This window comes from Parabacteroides gordonii MS-1 = DSM 23371 (assembly GCF_000969825.1).
Taxonomy (GTDB): Bacteria; Bacteroidota; Bacteroidia; order Bacteroidales; family Tannerellaceae; genus Parabacteroides; species Parabacteroides gordonii.
The window spans coordinates 2,903,581-2,929,809 of sequence record NZ_KQ033919.1 but is presented as its reverse complement, the minus strand read 5'-3'; the positions used below and the strand labels follow the sequence as shown (position 1 = coordinate 2,929,809).

Below are 26,229 nucleotides of genomic sequence, written 5' to 3'. Positions count from 1 at the left end.
TAGATATTTGCTGATTAATATATCGATAATGGGCGGCAAATGTAGAATGTACTTTTTACATACACAACACCATTAAACGATATTTTCAGAAAAACATCCTGGCAACAATTTATACTTTTCCTTCTTTTAAAAGAATCAGTCCTTCTGCTTCATTTTTCTTTAAGCGATTTCACATCTGTCTTCTCCTTTAACAGCACTCAGACAAGCGCCAAAAGCGGCCTCCTCCTGATACAAAGAAAAAGATAACTTGCATCCGAATAATTCTTCAAATGCCTGACACAGGAGCGGATTTCTCTTAAGGGCATTCCCCGAACCAACGATAACATCTTTCCCATGACGGATATTCTCCGGCAGCCTTTGATAAAAATCATGCAGTTCACGACTGATACCTTTCAGAAAACCCAATATTAAATTTTCCGGAGTAAAATTAGAAAGAGATATATTTTCAATATGGCCACGTTTCCACGGAGCAAAACGGGTTCCGTCAAATAGAGTTTCAACAATGGGAAGATCACAAACGTCTTCTTTATAGGGAACAGAAGTCATCACCCGGTAAAGATCCAAACCGCCGGCCTGGAGTTGTTCATCTGATAATGCCGGTAGAAAAGCCCGCAGAGTCTGCTCAAAAAAGTTTTTCAACATAACAAATGCCTGACCGCCACAAAGAGCAGCTCCCACCAGTATGTATCCACCGCCGGGGAAGGGCCTTGTATCCAGTTCCGGTATTTTTATAAACTTATCGGAGTAGACAGAGATCTGGCTGCTTGTCCCTACGGTTATATGAATAGAATGATGGATATCCTTTACCGATCCGAGGAAAGCGGCCTGGTTATCTCCTATCGCTGAATATACGGGTATCTGCCGCTTATTATAACCACAGCAAGTGGCAGATTCCGACAATTCCGGTAAAATAGAAAGATCGATCCCCACTTTTTCCAGAGCGGCATGATCAAAACACAGGTTTTTCGTATCGAAAAAGCCGATGCTTGCGCCATTCGAGTAATCAGTAAGAGGCGTTTTCTGTCCGGATAACTTCATGACGACATAGTCCATGATCGTACAGATCCGTTTCGCATTGTCGGGAACCAGCCCATTTACCTGGTTATAGAAATGCGTTACCAGACCGAAACCTGTTGCCAGCGCATAGCCTGTTTCTTCCGACAAATAAGCTGCATAGGTCTTATCCTCACGATATAACTGATTTCCTCTTCCATCTTGCCAGGTATAAAGCGGACTGACCGCTTTGCCTTGTTCATTCAAATAAAGTATTCCATGCATTTGCCCCGTAACACCAATTCCTTTAATATCCGGGTAACGGGAAGAGAAATCCTCCATTATTTCTTCCACAATCTCGATGATTCTGTCCGGAGATTGGGTTTTCTCCCAAAGAACCTCCGAGACAATCACTGAGTCGTTGGCGATTGTGAGCGATTCTATTTTGTTCTTTTTCAGATCATAAGCTACACTGCTGATAGAACTGGTTCCGATGTCTATTCCAATAAAGCACATATTTTATTTCTTTAATTACTAATCATTAAATGTATATTCAGGAAAATCCTATCTTTAAATTTTATTATAGAATTGTAGGACACAGCTAATTAACAGCAAAGTTACGTATTTTGGCATGAATGTTCGTCCAATATCTATATTTCGACAGGATTATATCTTTTCATGTATAGATTTAAACTTCAACATAAGAAATACAAGGTAAGCCACACAAACCGTCAACACAACGACAGCTCCGACCTGGCCACCGAGATTATCGGAAGCAAGCCCCATCAGCAATGGGAAAACAGCACCTCCGGCTATTCCCATGATCATCAGTCCGGAAATCTCATTGTTGCGTGCCGGCTTATACATTAAGGCACGTGAGAAGATGATCGGAAATACATTCGAGTTTCCTAAGCCGATAAATGCCACACATATATAAATTGTCATCGCATTAAAGCTGAAGTAAAGCCCAAGAATACCTAAAAGCATCAGACAGACGCTAATGATAAAGAAATTCCTGGAAGAGAACCTGGCCAGGATGAAAGTACCTGCAAAACATCCGCAAGTACGGAACAGGAAATATAAACTGGTTGCATAACCAGCTTCAGCCAGCTCCATACCGGTACGTTCAATCAATAGTTTCGGAGCTGTAATATTCACTCCTACATCGATCCCAACATGAACCAATATACCCAAAAACAGGATCAGAATGATGCGATCCCCCAGCATTCCGAGACATTCTTTAAAAGAGGAGGGCTTACCTTCGATGGCATGTTCTTTGATTTCGGTAAAGTAAAGGTAAAAGATAGCAATCAGCGTGATAACAGCAAAAAGCGGGAAAAGTAGTTTCCAATTGCCATAATGAATCAATGCCTGAGCTGCAATAATCGGAGCAGCAAAAGAAGCTATAGCTTTTACGAATTGTCCCAATGTCAGGAAGCTGGGTAGTTTATTCCCGCTTACGATATTGGTTAGTAAAGGGTTTAATGATACTTGCATCAATGTATTCCCCAGTCCGAGAAGAGAAAAACATAACAGCATGGAAACGCTGCTGTAAGCGATAAAAGGAACACATAAAGCAACAAAGGTGACTATCAGGCTCAGCAGCACCGTCTTTTTCCGGCCGATTTTATTCATAAGTATTCCTGTAGGAACAGAAAAGACCAGGAACCACAGAAAGACCATCACCGAAAAGGCATTGGCTGCCGTATCGGAAAGGTCAAAATCACTCTTCACATAATTCGTAGCTATCCCGATAAGATCTATAAAACCCATCGTAAAGAAGACCAGCATCACCGGGATAATTCTTGCTATCACATTTTCATTCTTCATGGTATTTGTTTATTTATTTGTTTTCTTTTCAATACTTATCAAAGAGGCTTCTTTCAGATTAATATGCCCTGACTCCGTATAACAATCAATCGATTCTATAGCCTCATCCGTAAAACAGAGAGAGGTCATAGCGACTTTATTGTCTCCTGCAAACCATTCAGCCGAGCCCCGATCGACAAGAAGGTACCACTCATCGGCCGGAGGATTTACCCGGTAAGCGGCCCCTAACTGGCTTGTATAATCTTCCGAAAAAGAAATATCCGACAATCGGGAACGATCCACATAGTAGTAATTCATCTCAGCCCGATAAGCAAAGGTTATTTCTCCGCCGGAAGCTGTTCTCAAACGAATGCCATATTCACGGGGATGCCACATCGCATAACGGTCGGATGCATCGAAAACCAAATGAATAACGAAAGGATATCGGGAGACTGATTTTTTATTGAAAATAGTTTGAATACCTGCTATTTCCGTATTCTCGATTTTCCGTGTCTTGCCGTATAAACCGGTCAGTTCACGCACCGGCTTTGAGCAAAGCGTATAATTGTTACCTTCATAAGTCAATGTCAATTCACGGGGGAATGTTATGCTTCCACGCTTCCCGGTTTGTGGTGTCAGATTTGCATATAACCAACAATTCATCCAACCGACCATGACAGTACGGTCATCCGGCAGGTTATTACATAAGATGCCGCCATAATTATCTTTCCCATAATCGACCCAGAGCTCTTTCGATTGTGTCATATGAAAACCGGAGTTATTGAAATCGCCAATAAAATAGCGTGTGCCCGGTGCCCCATCCGACACTCCTTCGTTTACATTGATAAATAATACCCACTTCGTATCATTCGAGCCCTCTATCTTCAGCGGGCTAAGCGTTGAGTTTTCCCAACTTCCCGTTATCTCCATCTCCCCGCCGAACTCATTCAGGCTTTTCCAGTGGATAGCATCCGGCGAAAAATAAAACCGGATTGTACGCCCTGTAGAAACAGTCATTACCCATGCATCTATTTGTTTATTCCAGCAGACATTGGGGTAACGCTTATTATCGGAACCATCTTCCCACTCCATAGCAATATCCGTCCAGGTCATCCCTTCGTCTCTGCTGTATGCCGTTCCAACCGAATAGGGAGAGGAATTGCTGTCTGTACCTTGTTTCGGTTTATAACGGGTGTAGTAGGCGATAAAAACCGGGTGATCCGCAGTGCCTAATCCGGAAGTATTATCCTTGTCGACAATGACACTGCCGGAATAAACCTGGCCGTTCTCATCTGCGGCTATTGCGACCGGGCATTCCTCCCAACGGATCAGGTCTGTACTGACGGCATGTCCCCAACTGATATTCCCTGAAACGACATCCGACGGGTTACATTGATAAAACAGATGGTATTTTCCGTTATGATACACCAAACCGGCCGGTTCTCCCGTCCAGTTCTGTTCCTGTGAAAAATGTATCTCCTCACCGCCAGGAACGTTTCCCTCTCCGCAAGAGGACAGAAGTCCGGTTATTATTCCTATAATCAAAAAAGCAAACTGTTTCATTTTACTATTACATTAAATGTGCCAGGCGATTTTAAAATTGCAGAAAGGAGCCATACTCAGGAAACTGAGCACAGCCCCTACAATCACCAGGTATATTACCATCCGGTATTCTGCTTGTATAATCCTTTCACATAACTGATCTGTACCTGAGGGATCGGGAAATATTCATCCCGGTTCTTTGTAAACTTCGCATCCTTCAAATAAGAACGGCGTGTCTTCTCCACTTCAAAATATTCGTTCATGTATTCTGCGGCAATACCCCAGCGTACAAGATCGAAGAACCATTTACCCTCTGTCGAGAATTCAAGGTGACGTTCCCAGCGAAGAGCCTGCATCGCAAAGTCTTTTGTCCATGCCGGACAATTCACTCCCGGTCGATAAGGTTGAACATCAAACTTACCGGTAGGAGTTCCATCTTCAAACTTCAATCTGCCTGTACTTGCAGCAGCACGCATACGGATCTGATTGATCAGGTTTAGAGCCTCGTCCATTCCTTCTCCTAATTGAATCAGCGCTTCCGCTCTCCACAGCATCACTTCATCCAAACGAAGCACATCCCAGTTCAAGCCTGCTCCCATAAACGGGTTGGTCTTTTTAAAGCAATCGCATGTCGGTAAAACAAGTAATTTCTGACTCATAGAATAACCATATACTTCAGGCGTACGTGTCCAATTCTCCTGCATCACATAAGAAGGTTCGTATTTCCAGGGCATCCCCGGAACACAAGCCGTATGCATTAAACGTGGATCCATCGGTATCTTTGCAAAAGCTTCTTTATTATCCAGTGTTTCACCATTGTTGAACTTTTCGAAATCAGGCACTCCGTTCACTGTTTTATACCGGTTCATCATATTCACAGATGGTTGCAGGAATCCGCAACAGCCATAGTCCGAATTAACGGGAGACACCAACCAGGAATTCAATCGTCCCTGAGGAGTATCTGCTGTATATTGGATTGCCCATATAGACTCGGGGCCATTTTCGAACTCACACAAGAAGTTTTCCGCAAAATCAGATGCCAAACTCTTACCGGAGTTATCTATGATATCTTTACACAGACTTGCTACTTCCGTTAGTTTCTCACGATTAATATTCACTACATTGTGCTTATCATCCTGTTCATAAGCGGCAAAAATCAATACTTTCGCCAAATAAGCCTTTGCGGCGAATTTATTTGGGCGTCCTACTTCATCTTGTTTATCAGGTAAAGTACTCACTCCGTAACGAAGATCGTCAATCAATTTTCCCCAAAGTTCCTGATCGGTCAACTCATCGTTGCTTACCTTATCATACATATCCTGTGGGGTATCCTCATCGATATAAGGGAAGAATTTGAAACATTGCTTCATGTACATGTAGATATGCGCCCGTAAGAAACGCAACTCTGCGATCCGCTGGTCTTTTAACGGGTATTCTTCCGGTGTCAAGGCTTTTACTCTTCTCAAAGCATCATGGATCCTGCCTATCGCTACATAATGAACCCACCAGAGGTTATCCAGGTCTCCCACATTGGTTGCCTGCATATATGTGAATGTTTCCCAGCGGTTTCTTTCCGCATTGTCATTTGTACCGGAACCTCCTTTATACGCTTCCCCACCACGAACAGATCCTTCTTCATAGGGCATACCCATCTGTTTATTGAAATGGTTTTGTCCGCAAAAAGAATAAGCCGCATTCACCATCTGCTCAACTCTTTCAGGTGTATTTAGGTCTTCATCGGATACAACTCCCTGTGGCTTCGTATCCAACATGGAATCACATGAGGTACAAAAGAGTAGAGATAAACCGAAAATGGCTATTGTTATCGCTTTCATATTTCATTATATTTTAGAAGTTATTAAAAAGATACATTTACCCCGAATGTCATAGAGAATGGTAACGGGTATCCATTGCCGGGAGTTTCAGGATCAAGGCCGGTATAGGCATTGTCACCCCAGGTTTTCTTCAAGGTGAGCACATTATCGGCTCTCAATGAAAGTCTCGCTCTGCTCATTCTCACTTTTGCCAGCACATTCTTGGGTATAGTATATCCTAATTCGATATTCCGGATTTTCATATAAGAACCACTTTCCACATAATAGGTAGAAAAGCGTCCTTCGTCATTATAGTTATTAATTGACATCGCCGGGATGGTTGAACCGGTATTCGTCGGAGTCCAGGCATCCAACATACGTGTTCCATAATTCTCACCGGAAGTACTTAATGCATAGATATCAGTCCATGACTTCCATCCGCTGACATCCAGTTTTTTCCCAAATACCCCATTGAAAAATACAGAAAAATCAAAGTTTTTCCAGTTTAAGGCAACATTTATACCATATTCAAGGGCCGGATTTTGATCGCCTAACCATGTTCTGTCTTCACTATCGATCTTTCCGTCTTTATTGATATCCTTGTATCGAATACGGCCTGGAGCAGCACCTACCTGCGTAGCATGTGCATCGACCTCTGCCTGAGACTGGAATAGTCCGTCAGCGATATAACCATACATAGAAGATTTGGGACGGCCAAGAATATTCTGGTCTGTACCGTTACCGGCAAAATTATTTATTACTTCATCGGGAACATGGATTATTTTCTGTTTATTATGTGAGAATACTCCACTTACGTCAAAGCCTACATCACCAAATTTATCGGTATAGTTCAAGGTTAATTCAAACCCTTTGTTATCAATATCAGCACCATTCAACCACATATGGGCTCCTTCACCTAAAGTGGCAACAGTACCCGGCTTCATCAGGATATCGGATGTCTTCTTTATATAGTAATCAAACGATCCGCCGAACTTTGAATCAAAGAAACCAAAATCCAATCCAAAGTTATGCTGTGCGGTTGTTTCCCATTTCAGGTTAGGATTGTCTCTTTGAGTCCTGCGAAAACCTGAAGGTAAATTATTTCCGCCTTGCCCTGTAAAGTCATAAGCCGTACCCCAGTTCCAATCTTCCGCATAATGGTCGTAGAGAGCCTCGTACATCAGATAAGCGGCATAGTCATCTATACGTGAGTTACCGTTTTGTCCCCAGCCATAACGAAGTTTCAAAATAGAGAAGTTGGATAATGCATCTTTCAGGAATGCTTCATTATTCAATACCCAACCCAATGAGAATGCAGGGAATGTTGCCCAACGGTTATTCGCTCCGAATACGGAAGAAGCATCGCGGCGGAGAGTAACTGAAGCAAGGTAACGATTTCCATAATTATAGTTGAATTTACCAAACCAGGATATCAGCGTATTATAACTGGAAGAGCCTCCGTTATCCCGGTCTTCTTCACCTGCCCCCAATTGCATATAATCAGGAGTCTCCAATGCAAATACGCGTCTGCTTCCCCAGTGTTTCTGATAGCTATGATCTACTGTTTCCTGCCCCAGCATAATATCGAAACCATGCTTATTTATATCAAAGACATACTGCAAAATATTACTGTTATTCCAGTCGAAATTATAGTCTGAAGTCTGGGTTACCTTGTTCCGGCTTTCGCTCATAAAACCGGAGCTATAAGTCAGATTCATTTCTCTTCTCCAGTAACCGACAAAATCTGCTCCAAAAGAAGAACGGAAAGTCAATCCCTTCAGTATCTCAATACTGATAAAGGCATTACCGAATAAACGCAGGTTATCCTGATAGTTCTGGTCATTATCCTCAATTAAGCGGACAGGATTCTGACGGTCACTCATACCACCTATAGGGCCGCCCCAACCAATACCATCGACCGTATGAACAGGGACAATAGACATCAAGGATTTACAACCTCCCAGATTGCCGTCCCCGACATTCGAACTAGTCCTCCATTTGGAAACAGTAAAATTCTCTCCGACTTTCACACGTCCGTCCAACCAACTGTAATCGGTATTTACACGGGCATTGAAACGATTAAAATAACTTCCTTTTATCGTACCTTTGTTATCGTAATAGTCAAGAGCGAAAAGAGCATTTCCGCTATCTGTACCGGACGATAAAGTGACATTATATTGCTGGATCTGTCCCGTACGTAAAATTTCTTTTTGCCAATCCGTATCAGCCGAACGCATAGTCTTTTCGACCGGATCCAGATACTCTCTCCAGGAAACATTGTCCAAAATCCAATTTCCGTTCGAATCCTGATGATCCTGGTATTGATACAAACCACCATAACCATTCACATATCCGATACCCACCTGGTTAGGATCAGCTTGCGAATTATCGTTTTTGATCGCCCAGTATTGAGCAATACCGCGCTGTTCGGTATTCATCAGTTCATAAGGCTTCTTACTGCTTGCCACTGTATAGGATGCCTTAAAATCGACTGTTGTTCCTTTCTTTCCTTTCCGGGTCGTAATAATAATAACCCCATTAGCTGCACGCGAACCATAGATAGAAGCAGAAGAAGCATCTTTCAACACCTGGATCGATTCAATATCCATCGAGGACAGTTCTTCCATGGAACGGGTTGTAGGCGTCCCGTCGATAATATACAACGGGTCGTTGTTGTTTAAAGTACCTTCTCCACGTATACGGATAGTTGCCTTGGAATCGGGAGATCCATTGGTAGAGATAGCCATACCGGCTACTTTTCCCTGAATGGCACGCATAGCATTACCTGCGATATTTGAACGAATCTGGTCGACCTTGACAACAGACACGGAACCGGTCAAATCAGCTTTGCGCTGGCTGGTATAACCTGTTACTACTACCTCATCCAAATTCTGTGCATCTTCTACCAATCTGATCGTTATGTCTTTCGCTGTCGAGATTGGGATTTCCTTCGTCTTATATCCGATAAAGCTCAAAACTAACGTGCCTTGGCTTCCGACATTTAATGAAAAATGTCCATTAGCATCCGTTATGGTGCCATTACGATCTCCATCTTTTTCAACAATAGAAACGCCGGGCATAGGCTCACCGGTCTCATCTAAAACAGTACCTGTCGCAACTATTTTCTGCTGATTGACAGTACCTACCTTATCCACGGCAGATGCATGTCCGGTAATAGCACACAGGGAAAACACAAGTGTCAGGTAACACATTGCTTTTTTCACACGAAATGTTGTTTGATTCATGAAATAGATTTTTAATTGTTATTAAACTTAAGGTGCTTTTTAATATTCGCCTTTTCACTTTGCTCTCAAAGTATTTATCATACTTTCCTAAATCAGATTCATCCACTATTCAAATTCTTCATATATATATAAATTTGTCACTCATTTACATTTACCAAACCTGGCTATTATTTCCCCTGACAGAAAAATATCCAATCAAAAACTCACCTTTTAAAGACAAAAGGGGCCCTGTCAACCGGATAATCCGGATGATTCACACATTATATTCAAATAAGTTTTCCGGGTCTAAAACCCTAATGGAAAGAAGTAGAAGTTTCTAATTTAAAACCATAAACACTAATTTTTAATTTCCTTAATTTGTATATCACGGATAACGGCATTACCGTTTTTCACATAGAAGAAGAGGTTTTTCCCCTTTTGCTCTGGCAAACGATTAAGCACACATCGTTTGTTATTTATAGACACATCAAAAAATTCTCCGTTCACAATCACATCAAGCAAGATAGGTTCATCCAACCCTTCTACACCATGAATGGATGTGTTATGCATTAAAACTGTTTGATTGTCCGGATTTAACTCCAAACGGTAACCATTCTTCCGACCGTCTGTTGCACGCAAAAACAAACCTAACTCTTCATAATTTCCTTTAGGTTCTATCTTCATCGAAATGCGGTAATTATCCGGAAGGTCAGGAAGAGAAGCTACGCCGATATCGCCCGAAGCATTCATTGTTATATTCCCATTGGATACGGAAACAATATTTGCAGGTGAAGATATTTGTATGGCAGGAGTCGCTATCGGGTGCATAGCCGGTAAAACTTCTTTTAAAAATTTGGTAGCCAAGGTTCCATCCGGCTCCTGATACACTTCCCTGAGTAAAATAGTACCACCCCAAATCCTATCCCCGTTATCTTTATCATCCTTACGGCAGGGAGAATAGGCCACTGCAATACGGCGTCCGTCTTTAAAACCGGCTGTTTTATAGACACTTCCAAAATATTCAATCAAGGCCTGTGATTCCGGATATATCCAGGGGCCATACGTATCTTTGGACATCAGATAATAGGTGTGGCCACCAATACTGTATAATAAATAATACCAATCGTTCCACTTAAAATAATCCGCGCATTCGGGAGTTCCGCGTTGTCCTTTCAACGGAGATTCCACTTCCTTCCAGTTTTTCAGGTCAGTTGAAGTAAGATGCACCAGATATCCGCCAAAACCGTCTAGAGAGGGCTCTTTCAAATTACCGGGAATGAACAAATGGAAAAGACCGTTTTCATCCTTAAAGACTTTCGGGTCTCTAAAATCGCGGCTTATACATTCTTCCGGAGCATAATAGAACGGATTGGGTTCCTGCTTTTGATAAGTATATCCGCCATCCGTACTTATTGCATAACTCAGTTGTTCATGTACTCTCTCGTTTTCCTTCACACGCGTTGCATAAAATGCATAGAATTTATCACCTTCCGCAATTACCGATCCTGTACAGATAGACTTTTCCCATTCCTCGTTTTCAATACCTAAAGCAACCGGATAGTGTTTCCAGTTTATCAAATCAGTTGTAGTGCTCAATGCCCACTGATGACCTCCCAAACCACCAAGACCTGCATGATGCCCTTCGTCCAACAGCCAGTACAAATAGAATGTTCCATTATGATAATAAGGCATACAATCACCGGAAAACAGATGTTCTTCTACCGGTTTAAAATATTGCATATGGGTAGTACGCTGAATGGCCGGATTATAATCTTTTACAACCTGTGCAAAAGAAGATATCGTAACTAATAGAAAAGTTGCTAAAAGTCCTTTTTTCATTTGAGTATGATTTAATTTTTATACATTAGTTATAAAGTAAATAACAAAGCAGTATGATAGTCATATTACATTTAGCTAACAAAACATCCCTTGTCTCCCGTTGCAAATATAGAGATCAGATCATAACAAACAAAGAACAATTTACATTTTAGCGTATTTTAATTTATCATATTTATTACATTTACTCTCATACGCAATGCACATACGAGAGTAACCAAGAATATAAACCACTAGACAAACTTCAAAACAGGAAAGAATATAATAAGCTGTATATCAAAGCATAGACATCAATATACACTTAGAGATAAAATTTTATATCCTACAAATATTACATTCTTCAAATGTAAACATCGATACTCCCCACTTTAACATTTCGAGAAGAACAAGTTACATCTGTCAAGAATTATATTTTACATTACAAATGCATCCACAGAAAAAAAACTTCACATTTGTCACTTATAAATGCAAACTATTTGCAAATAATAATTACATTTGCACATCACTTTAAAATTACCCTTATGGAATCTAAAATAAGCTACAAGGTTATTTACAATACATTAAAAGATCAAATACTCAAAGAAGCATTTCCTCCGGGGTCTATGTTGCCTACGGAACAGACGCTCGCTCAAAAATATTCTGTTTCCAGGCCAACCATCGCTAAAGTATATAATCAGTTACAGGAAGAAGGTTTTATAAAAAAAACGAAAGGGCTCGGTACAGTCGTTATATACCAATGTAAAAATACAACCTATACATTTGGCCTACTTCTACCCGGAGCAGGTGAGTCGGAAATATTCTCCATCATCAATGACCAGCTTTTGAAGCAATCCGAAATCGGAAGATTCAATTGTCTTTGGGAAGGTGCAACAGCAAGTAGCGCGGAAATCAGAAAAACGCTTATTGAAACATGCTGTGAGAGTTACATAAATAAAAAGGTAGATGGCATTTTCTTTTCCCCACTGGAAAGAGTACCGGATGCATACAATTTGAATTTAAAAATCTGTGCCGCTATACGGGAAGCCAATATACCTTTGATACTTATTGACAGGGATATTCTGACTTTTCCCGAACGAAGTGAATTCGATGTGGTATGCCTGGATAACTTCAGTGCCGGTTGTATCATGGCAAAACATCTGATCGATCAGGGCTGCAATAAACTTCATTTTTTCTATCGTCCTGATTCGGCCAGTTCTGTAGACTTACGCCTTTCCGGTGTTCGTGAAACAGTCCTTAAACATCAGTATTCATTTACGGAGAATAATATTTTTTGTGGAAATCCGGAAGATCTGGACTTTGTCAGACAAATGGAGATCGTTCCCGGGAAAACAGGCATTGTATGTGCCAATGATTCCACTGCAGCAGTGCTCATGTCTTCCTTGGATGCTTTAGGCATCAAAATATCATCGGATATTCTGATGTGTGCGTATGATGACATGAAATATTCCAAGCATCTCAAACATTCATTGACATCTTACAGGCAACCATGTGTGGAGATTGCCAACATCAGCATCGAGTTATTGATGCGGAGATTAAAAGATAACAACCACATTCCCATTACAGCAAACCTGACAGGAGAAATAGTGATTCGTGAATCCAGTCAATTTCTCTAATATTATACAAATTACATTCTGATCCTTTTGATTTACATCAGGCATCAGAAATTACAAATTATTAATTCTAACAGTCACAGTCTTTGAAAAGATTGTGACAGGTAATTGTTACACTTAAATTTCTGGAAAAATGAATACAAAACTTATTACTTCGTTTGCCGCAATCATACTAATTATCAGCAGTATTATTAGTGTCGGCTGTACTGAAACACAAAAGCCGGTTCAGCTAGAGCTCCGATCTTCTCCCTGGAGTTTTACAACCCGGGAAGCTCCACTAAATACCCTCACACAACAGAATGCAAAAGGTAATTTTACATCACCGGGGGATAGTAGTAGTTTCACTATTAAACTGCAGACCGACCTGAAAAAAGTCGCTTCAAAAAAATCGTTACTTACAATTCCGGGCGTATTGGAAGTAAATACATATCAAAACGATCCGGAAGACCGCAAACAACAAAACTATCCGGCCTACCCTATGGCTGATGGTTCCGTACCTGTATTGGAGGCTTCCCTTCTGCTCCATTTACCGGTTCAACCGGAAGAAGCCCGTTATATGTCGGTCGGTATTCCGTTGGCAATGCTGGATAAGCCTGAAGGAGAACATGAAATCGTCCTTCATTTTTCAGGGGTTCGATGGACTATATACGTCGACAATGAACTCCTGGATAATGACTTTCCTTTAGGTTATCCGCAATGGGGAGAACAAACGACCTGGGAAATAGATCCTTCTCTTGTTTCAAAAGCGGAAATATATTTTCCGGGAATTGAACCTCAAAAAACAAATTTAGATACACCACGCACCTCACCGGAAATCCAATACTGGACACCAGAAGGCCATAATTCCTGGGTGGGCGATGTAGCAACCTTCTTCTATCAGGGACGTTATCATGTATTTTATTTGTATGACAGACGCGGACATGCCAGCAAATTCGGCCGGGGAGGCCATTATTTCGAGCATATCTCAACAACCGACTTCAAGACATGGACAGAACATGATGCAGCCACACCTATTGAAGAACAATGGGAAACATTAGGTACAGGTACACCTTTTGTTTTTAACGATAAACTTTGTATCAGCTACGGCCTTCATACGACCCGTATTTATCCAAAAGAGAAGACAACCTTACCACAGTTATGGGATTACTATAATGAACATGGTGCAACAGGCTCCTTCCGTTACGATACGCTATCCGGATTCCCTGCCGGTTCGACCTACTCTATCAGCCAGGATGGTATAAGCAACTTCAAAAAGACACATATATTATTCCACCCATGCGAAAACCCTAGTGTGTACACCGATCCGGAAGGACGTTTACGTATGTTGGCCAACTATGGAGCCAAAGGAACCTGGGAGTCCGGCTCAATCGATGGTGGTTGGTGGTCTGTCAATCCCGGATTTCCTCCGGGAGGTGATTGCACATTCTTTTTCCGCTGGGGAAATTTTGATTATGTAATCGGTGGATTTACCGGCTTATGGTCAAAACCATCCAATGCCGGTGAGGATAAATATACGGATGTAGTCAAACAAGGACTGGATTTTTATAACGGGATGTGTGTACCGGCCATTACAGAAATTGCTGGCGGACGCTTCTTGATGGCTGGTTGGATTCCTATGGTTAACTGGGGCGGGACATTAAACATTCATGAAATGATCCATTACCCTGACGGCCGTATCGGAACAAAATGGATGGAAGAAATTATTCCAGCCACTCAAAAGGCAAAAACTCTGGCTAAAGAAATAATGGAGCCATCTTCCTTTAGTGTTGAAAACCCCTCATTTATGCTGACATTCGATGTAGAGCCAGGAGATGACCTGTCCGGGAAACTCGGAACTTTACTTCTCGGTGCCGACGAAAACGATCACGCCTGTGAAATCCAGGTTAGCCCCAAAGAGAAGAAAGCACAGTATGGGAAAGGTAATCTTCAGAAATTCTCAGAAGCAGAAAAAACATTACGTGAAGGAGGTTATCCAAACCAGGCGCGTGATTATGCCATTGAAAACCTGATCGATACCGACAAACCATTTACAGTTCGTATGATTGTTAAATATGAGGACAAATTTGGCGGTTCACAAATAGATACGGAAATTGCCGGCCAACGTACCATGATATCTTTCCGTCCGGGTTTAAAAGTAGAGAAATTACTTCTTCGCTCAGAACAAACCGGAATTAAAAATGTAAAAATAGCATCTCTCAAATATTAATGATGCTCATTGAAATCTCATGCAGGTTTCAAAATATACTCCCGGCGGAATTAAAGAAGGTTCATTATATAAGAAAATATGAACTAAATTAATTCCGCCAGCGAGTATTCTTATTGTTATTAGCGTTCGCAAGGAACCCTAAGGATCGTAAATGAATTAGGCTGACAAACCATTTCGAAAGAAGAATTCAGGCCTTTCAGTTTTGTTTCTACCGGAACTACTTTTTCCGGATCGGTAAAGCTGTTTTCTGCATCCGGATTTACGGAGCCTAAGGTGATCTGCGTCCCTTCCGGTTGTATTGATTTTACATTTGCCAGATTGATGGAAGCACTCCAGGGCGTATTCTCTCCATTCACCAATTTGATCACGATTTCGTTAGTAGCCTTATCATATCCTGAAACCGCATAATGACGGATCACCGGTTGATACGTATATTCATACTCCAGCTGGTTATCCAGATAGCATTTCCAATGGTTCCCTTTCACTTCAACACGAACATCATACCAGTGATCCGTATGCACGCTCGTTGAATTACGGTAATCGAACAGGGAAACATTCCCGGCTGCATTCCTTTCACCAAAGATTACAGACTCGTTCGTATGGCTACCGATATCGGCCATATAATACTGTTCCTCCCCTTTGGAACCGAAGAAGATACGGAAACCTTCGCGTCCTTCGATCTTCCGTGCTTTTAACTCGATCGTGCAATCGCCAAGCTCTTTTCCATTCAACCAGAGATAAGAGTCGCCTTCTACCTTCGACTGTTTCAAAACTCCGTTATCCACCTTCCATTCACCTTGTGAGGCAGTCCATGCGGAAGCCAGATCGTTCCAGTCTGTCGAATAGAAGGTTTTGCCATCCTGAGTCACTTTAAAGTCTTTGAATTCGGCTACCGTATTGCAGGTTCCGATACCAACAATTCCTTGTGTCTGGAAAACAGGTTGTGTTTCGGCAGGAAGAACCTGTGTTTTCAGATTGACGTCCGGACGGTTCTCGGAGAACATTTTCAAAATATGATAGTTGGTACGGCCATATACCGAGTCATTCTTTAAAACGATCAGGTGATTACGACCATGACCGTCTGCATTCTCCAGCAGAGGAGCGTAAGAAACCAGCTGCACTTTATCGGCATTGCGTTCCACGCCGGTCAGGTAAGCGGCTTCAGCCAGCGAAGAATATAAAGAAGAACGTCCGGTAGCGGCATATTCTCCCACATAGATCTTATAGGGATAATCCGCCGGAAGTTTATCATACAGATCCCCGTTACGATAGAACCAGTCGGCTGTCTCATAGTAATGCGGGTCGATAATGCCGATAGGGCCGGCTTCTTTCAGATACGGACTGAACATCAAGGCACAGATCGGTGTGATCTGAGGATATTTCTCTTTGATGGCGGCATAGAAACGTTTGTAGTTGGCCGCATAGCGGGAACCGATGTTCTCGTTTCCTATCTCAACATATTTCAGAGGGAAAGGAGCCGGATGTCCATTCTCCACCCTTTTCTTTCCCCAGTAAGTATCTGCATCGCCAATCGCATATTCAATAGCATCCAATGCTTCCTGGATCAGTCCGTCCACCTGGTTATCATCATAGAAATCCCCGTTACGGAACAGGCAGGACATACCGGCGTTGCAAACGAACATACCGTCGGCATGCACGTCCTCGCAGAACTGTAGGAATTCATGGTATCCGAAACCATACGTACTCCGGTAACCCCAGAGATTATATTCACCCGGACGGGTCACAGGATCACCGATCGTTTCTTTCCATTTGATCCGGTTTTCCATAGTCAGACCTTCCACAATACAACCACCCGGCCAACGGATAAAGGCTGGATGAAGATCAGCCAATGTTTCGGCTACATCTTTCCGCATACCGTTCGGACGGTTCATAAATGTTTCTTCCGGGAACAAAGAGACATAATCCAAGTACACGTTCCCTTTATTCTTAAAGGTAAGTGCCAGGCGGTATTTGTTTCCTGTCGAAGCAGACACAAGTGCGCCTTCATATTTATGCCATTGGTTATCCTTCGTGATCTTAAAGCTTTGCGAAGCTGCCGGCTGTTCGTTTTCATCGATCAGAGAAACAGTTACCTCTTCATTGCTGGCTGCATCAGCTTTCAGGTGAAAAGCCAGTTTATAAGAACTCCCTTCGGTAAGAGCCATATTCCAGTAGCCGTTGTTAATAACCTGTATGTCTCCTGCCGACTTACCCAGTTCCAACTGCAACGCATGGGGCGTAGCCGGATGCAGGGGTTGGTTATCGACAATCTTATAAACAGGCTGACCGGCCGCACAAACCACCTGCCAGCCATTCATCGCCTTATCATCCTGCCATTTTACCTTGAAATTATTGATCGAGTCATTCGAATAGCAAGGCAAGCTTTTAGCCACTGCGTATCCATCCTTGTAAGTGGTTCCGGAAGGCAGGTTACCATCTTCAAATCCACGGTTTACAACCATTTCCGCATATAATCCTCCATCGCCGGAATGAGTGATTTCCTCAAAGAACACACCATACAACGAAGAGGGCACCTCTGCTCCTTCCTGTGCGACATCGATAATAATCTGATCCGACTTAGTACAAGCAACCATCGACAGACACAACGAGAGCCCTGCCAACCAACCTTGTCTTTTATTCCATTTATTTTTCATTGTATTCAAAATTGATTTAATTATCTACATATTCTACGGTTTGCCGGCATTGTATATCTTCCGCCGACTTTGCAAACATAAATTCAAACTCGCCCGGCTCCGTAACATATTCCATCCGGGAATTCCACAAGCCGAGTTCTATATAGGGTATTGAGAATGTAACACGTTTAGTTTCGCCTGGTTTTAGTTCTATCTTCTTGAAACGTTTTAAAGCAATTACCGGGGTAGTGACACTGCTCACCTTATCATTTACATAAAGTTGCACGACTTCCTTTCCCGTCCGGTCACCAGTGTTCTTCACCTGTACGGACACCTCGATGCTTTCTTTACCGAAAGTTTTCTTTGAGACCTGCATGTCGGAATACCCGAAGGTGGTATAAGACAGACCAAATCCGAAAGGAAATAAAGGTGCCGGTGATGAAAACACATAATCACGTCCGGCCTTTTCTTTTGTACCCGGTTCGCAGTTGATCCCTTTGGCTGAAGGTTTATAATCATAAAAGACAGGAATATGTCCGACAGACTGAGGGATCGTCGCATTCAGGCGACCGGAAGGATTCACTTTACCGAACAGGATATTGGCAATCGCCGCACCTCCCCTTTCACCCGGATACCAGGCTTCCAGTATCGCCGGGACATTTTCTTTCTCCCACGAGATACTCCACGGACGGCCATGCACGAGAACCAGAATAATCGGTTTCCCGGTTTCCTTCAAAGCCTGTACCAGTTCACGCTGTACTCCCAGCGGATTAATATCGGTCAGGTCATATCCTTCCCCGCAGGTAAACGGATCGCCCACTTCGTTCTCGCCCGGCCCTTTTCCCCAGCCTAACCCGGAAAGGATCACACTGGTTCCACCTAAAACGACAACAACAGCATCACTCTTTTCTGCTGCTTTGACCGCTTCCGGAAAGCCGTCTTTACTCAATCCTGAGATATCGCAGCCTTTGGCATAATGGACATTCACCTGATTTCCTACCGCCTGCCTGATACCTTCCAGGACAGTTATCCCCGTTTTATTATCGCGTGTATAAGAGTAATCACCGTATTGCACCTGATCCGCATTCGGACCGACCACTGCTATATTTTTCAACCGGCTGATTTCCAGCGGGAGTGTATTGTTCTCATTTTGCAATAAGATGATGGATTCTTCTGCCACCTTCTGCGCAAGCGCTATATGAGCCGGAAGATGAACCCTTTTCTTTATATCAGCTGCATCAGGATAAGGTTTCTCAAACAAGCCGGCCTTAAACTTAGCAGTCAGGATGCGGCGCACCGAATTATCAATCAGCGATTCCGGGACTTTCCCGTCTTTCACCAATTGAACCAGATGTGTAAAGATATCCGGGCGGGCAGCTTCCAGGTCGACACCGGCCGTTACTGCCATTTTTGCCGCTTCGGCTTTATCTTTGGCTACATTATGAAAGTTATATAGTTGGGAAACACCCCCGTAATCAGAGAAAACATATCCCTGGAAACCCCATTCGTCACGCAGAACCTGCGTCAGCAAAAAATGATTTGCATGGGCAGGCATTCCGTCCACCTCATTATAGGAAGGCATCACCGCATATACGTTTGCATCTTTTACTACTTGCTGAAAAGGAGGCAAATGAAGAGCCCGCATCTCCCGTTCACCGATCGAAGAGGGTGCCAGGTTGATACCCGCCCACGGCTGGCTGTATCCGGCGAAATGCTTGGCCGTACACATCAGTTTACCGGCAGGAATACCGATACGGGTCTGTTCCGGCTTGCCTTGCATACCGGTTACAAACGCCGATCCCATCCGGCCTACCAGATAAGGGTCTTCGGCATAGCACTCTTCATTCCGGCCATAACGGGCATCGCGGATCAGGTCGAAAAGAGGGGATAATGCCTGGTCTACTCCCGAAGCGGAAGCTTCATAGGCAATAACAGAAGCCATCTCTTCTATCAATTCCGGGTTCCAGGTGCTCCCCTGAGCTATGGCCTGCGGAAATATGGTCGCCCCGTAAGCCAGTTGACCGTGCAGACATTCTGCTATCTGGATGGGAGGAATACCCAAACGGGTATTTTCCCGGGCATGACGTTTGGCACGCGCCGATTGCTCGACAATCTTCTCCAGGCTTTCAAAAGGGCTGTCGCAAACACCGTATACAGCCGGCGAACGCGGGAAATCACCCAATCCGGTCATCGACATTTGTTCCACCTTTTCTTCCAGTGTCATACGGCCAAGCAGGTCTTCGACACGATCTTTCACCGGAGCTTTCGGATCCTTATACAGTTGCGGATAAACTGCCTGTCCGCAAAAGACTGCCAAAAGAATACATATACTTTTTCTGATCATATATTGTTCTTTATAAAAAAAGGGCAAAAGCTCTGTTTGATAAATCATCCAAAAAACTTTTACCCTTTTTATTATTTACATTGAATGATTACCAACCGGGATTGTTCGGCAGTAATTTCGGATTCGTATCTGTTTCGGTAGACGGTATCGGCCACAGCAGATATTTCTCGTCGAATGTAATGCCGCTTTCGTTAGCGAAACTATTATACGCATCGTAGCTGTTTGCCTTTACATTATAAGCTTTACGGGTACGCTGAATATCGAAATAGTCTTTATTTTCGAAACACAACTCATGTGCGCGTTCTTTCCATACAGCCTGCAGGAAATCATCTTTGCTCAATCCGGAAACAGGCGCCAGGTTGGCACGGCTACGGATAGCATTCACCATATCGTAAGACAACTGGTCGGGAGCCCCGTTTGCCTGTGTATAAGATTCTGCATAGATGAACATTACTTCCGGCAAACGGTATAAAGTAAAGTTAATATCACACTGGCCGGTCTTTGTCGCACCTTCTATATCATAATATTTATACAAGGCCGGAGAACCGAACTCGATAATATTGGTCTTATCGTCACGGTGTCCGTCTTTGGTGAAGAACATTTCCTTTTCTTCCGTTCTCTTATCCCCTTTTTCATAAGAATAATAGAAATCCCAGGTAGGCATCAAAGCGCCGAACTCATCATAGATCTTGATGATCTGTTTCATGGTCGGAACGATCATGGATGTGATCTGGTTGGTGGTGATACCTTCCTTATATTGTACCTGGAAGATTAGCTCACCTTTATTCTTATTATCGTCATCATGCAGTTTTTCATACGAGTCGAACAGGGAATACCAGGCTGTTCCGGCTGCGCTTGCGTTATAATCCGGACTGGTTGGAGAGACGCAATAGGATTTGTCCAATACTTCTTTAGCCTTTTCGTAAGCCAGTTTATAGTATTCGGCTCCCTTATTCAACGGAGCACCGGCCATATATTGATAGACATCGGCCATAATTGTCTTTACCAAACCTAAAGAAACACGGCCGGTACGGTCGGTTTCCGGCAAACCGGATTCTTCGGCTGCCTTCAAATCGCTCAAGATAGATTCGAATACCTGTTCCTGAGTCGAGCGCTCAGGATACAAATTTTCAGAGTCTGACGTTACAGGTTCCAGAATCAAAGGTATATCGCCGTACAGACGTACCAGATAGTAATAGTAAAGGGCGCGCAAGGTATAAACTTCCCCCATCAGGCTCTTCGTATCACCATTTACCTTCTGAATACCCGTGATACACATATTACAATCTGCAATCCCTTCATAAAAACCTTCCCATATATTTTTGAAAGAAGGGCTGTTTGTTCCTGTCGTATGGCGGATATAACCGTTGTTATAGGTACTCTGTCCTAATGTAGTTGCATGACCGCACAATAATTCCAGGGTTACCCAGGGGCCTTCACCATAACCGTCATAAGCCTGCAAAGCTCTCAAACGTTCATAAGCACCATCTACGGCAGTCTTTGCCTGATTAATGTTCTGAAAATAACTATCCTGGGTAAAGTCCGTCTTAGGATTTTCTTCAAGAAAATCCTCACAGGAGGTACCTCCTGCTAAAAGCAAACCGCTTAAAGCGAATATATAAAATTGTTTTACTGTTCTTTTCATGATCGATATTGATTACGTTAAATTAAAAAATTGCACTAAGACCGAAGGTGTAGCTTCTTGCTTTCGGATAATCGTAGAACTGAATATTCTGTGAGAATCCGGTATCCCAGGTAGAAACTTCAGGATCATATCCGGAATAGGATGTGATCAGGAAAAAGTTCTGGGCAGAGAAAGAAACACGCAGTTTGGAGAAGCCAATTTTATTGATCAGCGTTGTTGGTAAAGAATAACCGATAGAGATATTCTTACCACGCAGGAAGGAACCGTTTTCAACCTTATGCGAGTCGATCAGCGTAGTATATCCGGCACTGGCCAGACGAGTCTGTGCGATCGGAGTATTCTGGTTTTCTTCTGTCCAGGCATTCAGCACGGTCTTTTTGGAGTTGGCAATGCTGGTACGGTCTTCCGAAGAGTGATTGGTATTATTCAGTACGTCAGCACCTACGGAATACTGCAATTCCAGAGAGAAATCGAAGTTCTTATATTGCAGGTAGTTGTTGAATGTACCATAGAAGTCAGGTGTACCGCGACCAATGATCTGTTTGTCAGCATCATTGATCTGGTTATCATGATTCAGGTCTTCATGTTTCAGGTCACCCGGTTTCTTGCCATATTTAGCAGCTTCGTCCGCTTCATTCGTACCCCAGGTTCCTAACAACTTATAACCCCAGAATGAACCGACAGGCTCTCCGACACGAAGAATAACATTCTTACCCAGGAAGTCCGGATCAACCAGTTTATCTTCATTATTTACACCTAATTGGGTAATCTCGTTTTTCAGGAAAGAGATATTAAACGAAGATGACCACTGGAAATCGTTTGTCTTGATGTTTACGGTATTCAATGTCAGTTCTATACCTTTATTTTCCATGCTACCGATATTCGACATCATAGCACGTTTACCGCTGGTTGCAGGAACCGGAGCTTCATACAAAAGATCTCTCGTCTTTTTCAGGAAGAAATCGAGTTCCATAGAGATACGGTTATCCAATACGCCCATGTCGACACCGACGTTCCACTGTTCTGTCTTTTCCCATTTCAAATCAGGGTTTGCCAGCTCTCCGATCACCATACCCGGAGCTCTCTCGCCTCCAAAAGTATAGGTTGTCGAACCTAACATCGCCAATGAACGGTACTGCCCGATATCCGAGTTACCTGTCAAACCATAGCTTAAACGGAGCTTCAGGTTAGACATCCAGTCTTTCGTGTTTTCCATAAATGCTTCATCAATAACACGCCATCCCAGTGCGGCAGACGGGAAGAATGCATACTTGTTATTCTTACCGAATTTGGAAGAACCGTCCACACGACCTGTAACAGTCAATAAATAACGGTTTTTCAGGTTATAGTTGATACGGGCAAAATAAGATTCCATCTGCCATCCCAGATAACTGGAAGCGATAGATTGCGTTTTTGCCTGTCCAAGATTGTTCCAGCTGAAAAAATCGTCTGATAAATCCGCACCGGTCTGTTCCATGCGTGATCTGTGATATTTCTGGTATTCAGCACCGATCATTGCATTGATCGAGTGATCTTCAGCAATAACGGTACTATAAGTCAGGTGATTTTCCCATTGCCAGAAACGACGGCGTTCGCTGTTGACATTCGCCTTGTTTTTACCCATACCGGTACGCAGGCTGATTGTTGTCGGAGCAAAGATAAATTCATGCCAATCGGTATTGGAAGCACCTAAAGTCGTTTTAAATTCGAGCCCTTTCATAAACGTAATATTAGCATATACGTTTCCGTTGAACACGGCACTCTTATTCAGCCATTTCAATTCACTTGCCAGGCTGGCAGGCGTATCGGCATCTTCCATACCGGCAAAATCGGCAGGACGTGCAAAAGTTCCGTCAGCCCATTTAACAGGAATGATCGGAGTTGTTTCGATCATCGTTCTGGGAATATTTCCCGAACCCTGTTCCTGATCCTGGAAGCTCTCGCGGATATCACTGAAGCTCAACATAGTTCCGACCTTCAACCAATCTTTAACCTTCGTATCCAGATTAAGACGTCCTGAAAAACGTTTTTTGTAAGTCGATTTCAGGATACCCTGATCATCCGTATAATTCAGGAAAGCAGCATAAGATGTCTTTTCCGTACCTCCGGTGAATGACAGGTTATGGTTCTGACTTATCGCTACACGGGTAGCTTCATCTTGCCAATCCGTATCGTACAGAGGTTTACCATTGGCATCGAACAATTCGCGGTTACCGTATGTATTGCCAACTTTATAATGTTCGCGAACATATTCAGGACTGAACGAAGTGTATTTTCCAGACTTCCATCCCTCCGGGTCAAACTTTTCTGCATTCTTATAACCGGTATCCCAAACGCTCATAAACTCTTCCGCATTCAACACATCGATTTTGCGGGCCAGTTTACTAACTGAAAGATTGGCATCATAGCTGATGGTCGGCTTTTGTCCCAGTTTTCCTTTCTTTGTCGTAACGATGATAACACCGTTTGAACCGCGTGTACCGTAAATAGCTGTAGAAGAAGCATCCTTTAATACATCGATCGATTCGATATCGTTCGGGTTGATCGCATCCAGGCCGCCACCTTCCCATACGACACCATCCACTACATAAAGCGGGTTACTGGTGGCATTGATAGAGCTATAACCACGAATCTGTATGCTGGTTCGTCCACCGGGGCGACCTGAGTTGGTCGATACGTTCACACCGGCCACACGTCCTGCCAAAGCCTGTTCGACAGTCGTTGCCGGACGTTCCATCAACTTCTCCGATTTGATATTGGAAACAGAGCCTGTCAGGTCTGATTTCTTCTGGACACCGTAACCGACCACAACAACCTCATCCAGGTTCTGTGTATCTTCTGCCAGTTTAACGGCGATCCGGGAATTGTTTCCCACCGGAATATCTTTCGTCAAATAACCGATATAGGAAATAGTTATAGTAGCCGAAGCCGGAACTTCCAATGAAAAGTTTCCATCGATATCGGTAACCGTACCGATAGTTGTTCCTTTGATCGTGATATTAGCTCCGATAATAGGTTCTCCCAGATTGTCTGTAACGATACCCGTTATAGTACGGTTCTGCTGCTGAACAGAAGCAGTCATCGCTTTTTCAGATAAAATGATCTGTTTATCTACAATCTGATATTCGACATTCGTATTCTTGAATATCTGCGATAAGATATGATTGATATCCCCTCTGTTCACCTTCAGGTTGACAATCCGGTTAACATCCACGGTATTATCTCTGAAAAGGAAAGAGAAACCTGTTTCTTTTTCAATCTGGTCGAGCGCTTGTTCAACCGTAACATTTTTCAAAGATAACGAGAGTGAAGTTGTCTGTGAATAGGATACTCCGGCATATAGCTGAGCAGCCAATAAAAAGGAAAATACGACACTTAACTTCATAATGCGGAAAGATTTAAGCAAACATCGGGCATAGTTACCCTTGCGTAATTTAAATAACTTCATAACTTTGTAAATGATTTATATTTATTGTTTTTTTGACAGGTTGGCGCCTGTCAAAAGATGTTTCACACGGGCAAGAATAAGTTGGCGCTTATTCTTGCTTTTTTAAGGTACATTTCTTTCTCTACACCATAGGCATATTTGATTTAAGTATAACATTATATTATTTGTTTCTATTTTTGATACACATCGATCCGTCCCCGGGCAAAGGAAGAGTCGTTGTTCTGTTCCAGCCCTTTCACAGTCCACTCAATAGGTGTTGTCAGCTTCAGATAGTTCAGGATCTGCTCTACCGTCTCTGTCGTAAACGCTGCGCGATACCTGTATTCCTTATCGTTACTTTTATGCAGTACGATATCTACATTATACCGTTTGGACAATCTCTTCAATACCACATCCAACGGGGTATTTCTAAAGACTAACCGCCCGTCTTTCCATCCTATTTTCTCTTCGAGATTCACGGTCGAGACCGTAAACTCTCCTGTTTTTTTATCGAACAAGGCTTGTTTCTCCGGATCCAGGGAAACAGTCTTATCCCGGCTGATCACGTCGATCTTTCCATTTGCCAGAACAGCCTCTACACTGGATTCATCCTCGTAAGCATTCACATTAAATTTAGTTCCGTAAGCCATGACTCTGACCCCTTCATCTGTTGTAACGTAAAACGGATGCTTCCGATCCGACTGAACTTCAAAATATCCTTCACCCGACAGTTTTACATCCCGCTCCTTGGCATTGAAAACAGAGGGATAACTTAACGAACTGCCCGAGTTCAACCAGACAACAGACTGGTCGGGCAAAACCAACCGGGTGACTGTGCCGGGAGCCGAGCTGACCTGGTTATAGGTAACCTGTGCCAGTTCTCCTTTCTGTTCCATATATAAATAAGAAAAGACAATCGACGAAACCAGCAACGGTAACAGCAAAATAACGGCCACACGGGAAACAGCATGCATATAAATGTGGCGCGCTTGCTTCTTTTGTATCCGCTTGTCCATCCGCATATATCCCTTCTTCACTTCTACTGACTGATATTCAAGAATATCTTCGGAGAGTGCCTTTATTTGTTCTATCGTATTTTTATGATCAACCATTTTCGAACCTTTTTATAATAGAGACACGTGAAAA

General features: G+C 43.0%; 13 protein-coding genes. 2 read left to right on the top strand and 11 right to left on the bottom strand.

All coding sequences use genetic code 11. The features are described from left to right. Positions 1–159: 159 nt before the first annotated feature. The 6 genes from HMPREF1536_RS11005 to HMPREF1536_RS10980 form a co-directional block, all read right to left on the bottom strand. Positions 160–1,509 (bottom strand): sedoheptulokinase, encoded by a 1,350-nt coding sequence (locus HMPREF1536_RS11005; RefSeq protein WP_028728244.1) that lies wholly within the window; start codon positions 1,507–1,509, stop codon positions 160–162. Between the two features lie 150 nt (positions 1,510–1,659). Beyond that, a complete protein-coding gene (locus HMPREF1536_RS11000) occupies positions 1,660–2,823 on the bottom strand; it encodes an MFS transporter (protein ID WP_028728243.1) in 1,164 nt (387 codons plus the stop codon). Positions 2,824–2,832: 9 nt separating this feature from the next. Next, positions 2,833–4,365: a glycoside hydrolase family 32 protein gene (locus HMPREF1536_RS26615; protein ID WP_052349857.1), complete on the bottom strand. Its 1,533-nt coding sequence runs from the start codon at positions 4,363–4,365 to the stop codon at positions 2,833–2,835. A gap of 95 nt (positions 4,366–4,460) precedes the next feature. Then, positions 4,461–6,179, bottom strand: coding sequence for a RagB/SusD family nutrient uptake outer membrane protein (locus HMPREF1536_RS10990; RefSeq protein ID WP_028728242.1), 1,719 nt, complete (start codon positions 6,177–6,179; stop codon positions 4,461–4,463). A gap of 23 nt (positions 6,180–6,202) precedes the next feature. Beyond that, the gene (locus HMPREF1536_RS10985) at positions 6,203–9,403 is read right to left on the bottom strand and encodes a SusC/RagA family TonB-linked outer membrane protein (RefSeq protein WP_028728241.1); all 3,201 of its coding nucleotides are present in this window, start codon (positions 9,401–9,403) and stop codon (positions 6,203–6,205) included. A 336-nt stretch (positions 9,404–9,739) separates the two neighbouring features. Further along, positions 9,740–11,221: a glycoside hydrolase family protein gene (locus HMPREF1536_RS10980; protein WP_028728240.1), complete on the bottom strand. Its 1,482-nt coding sequence runs from the start codon at positions 11,219–11,221 to the stop codon at positions 9,740–9,742. 518 nt (positions 11,222–11,739) lie between these two features. Here HMPREF1536_RS10980 and HMPREF1536_RS10975 point away from each other — a divergent pair. Together HMPREF1536_RS10975 and HMPREF1536_RS10970 are read left to right on the top strand one after the other, a co-directional pair. Then, complete coding sequence (locus tag HMPREF1536_RS10975; protein ID WP_028728239.1) at positions 11,740–12,831, top strand: GntR family transcriptional regulator; 1,092 nt, start codon at positions 11,740–11,742, stop codon at positions 12,829–12,831. Between the two features lie 130 nt (positions 12,832–12,961). Next, positions 12,962–15,034 carry a glycoside hydrolase family protein gene (locus HMPREF1536_RS10970; RefSeq protein ID WP_028728238.1) on the top strand — a complete coding sequence of 691 codons (2,073 nt, stop codon included), beginning with the start codon at positions 12,962–12,964 and terminating at the stop codon, positions 15,032–15,034. 119 nt (positions 15,035–15,153) lie between these two features. Here HMPREF1536_RS10970 and HMPREF1536_RS10965 read toward each other — a convergent pair whose 3' ends face one another. The 5 genes from HMPREF1536_RS10965 to HMPREF1536_RS10945 form a co-directional block, all read right to left on the bottom strand. Continuing rightward, on the bottom strand, positions 15,154–17,688 hold the full coding sequence (locus HMPREF1536_RS10965; RefSeq protein WP_028728237.1) for an alpha-L-arabinofuranosidase C-terminal domain-containing protein: 2,535 nt from the start codon (positions 17,686–17,688) through the stop codon (positions 15,154–15,156). A gap of 16 nt (positions 17,689–17,704) precedes the next feature. After that, positions 17,705–20,011 (bottom strand): glycoside hydrolase family 3 N-terminal domain-containing protein, encoded by a 2,307-nt coding sequence (locus HMPREF1536_RS10960; RefSeq protein WP_044192510.1) that lies wholly within the window; start codon positions 20,009–20,011, stop codon positions 17,705–17,707. Between the two features lie 88 nt (positions 20,012–20,099). Then, positions 20,100–21,656 (bottom strand): RagB/SusD family nutrient uptake outer membrane protein, encoded by a 1,557-nt coding sequence (locus tag HMPREF1536_RS10955; protein WP_028728235.1) that lies wholly within the window; start codon positions 21,654–21,656, stop codon positions 20,100–20,102. Between the two features lie 22 nt (positions 21,657–21,678). Continuing rightward, complete coding sequence (locus tag HMPREF1536_RS10950) at positions 21,679–25,041, bottom strand: TonB-dependent receptor (RefSeq protein ID WP_044192508.1); 3,363 nt, start codon at positions 25,039–25,041, stop codon at positions 21,679–21,681. A gap of 233 nt (positions 25,042–25,274) precedes the next feature. Beyond that, complete coding sequence (locus HMPREF1536_RS10945) at positions 25,275–26,195, bottom strand: FecR family protein (RefSeq protein ID WP_028728233.1); 921 nt, start codon at positions 26,193–26,195, stop codon at positions 25,275–25,277. Between the last annotated feature and the right edge of the window lie 34 nt (positions 26,196–26,229).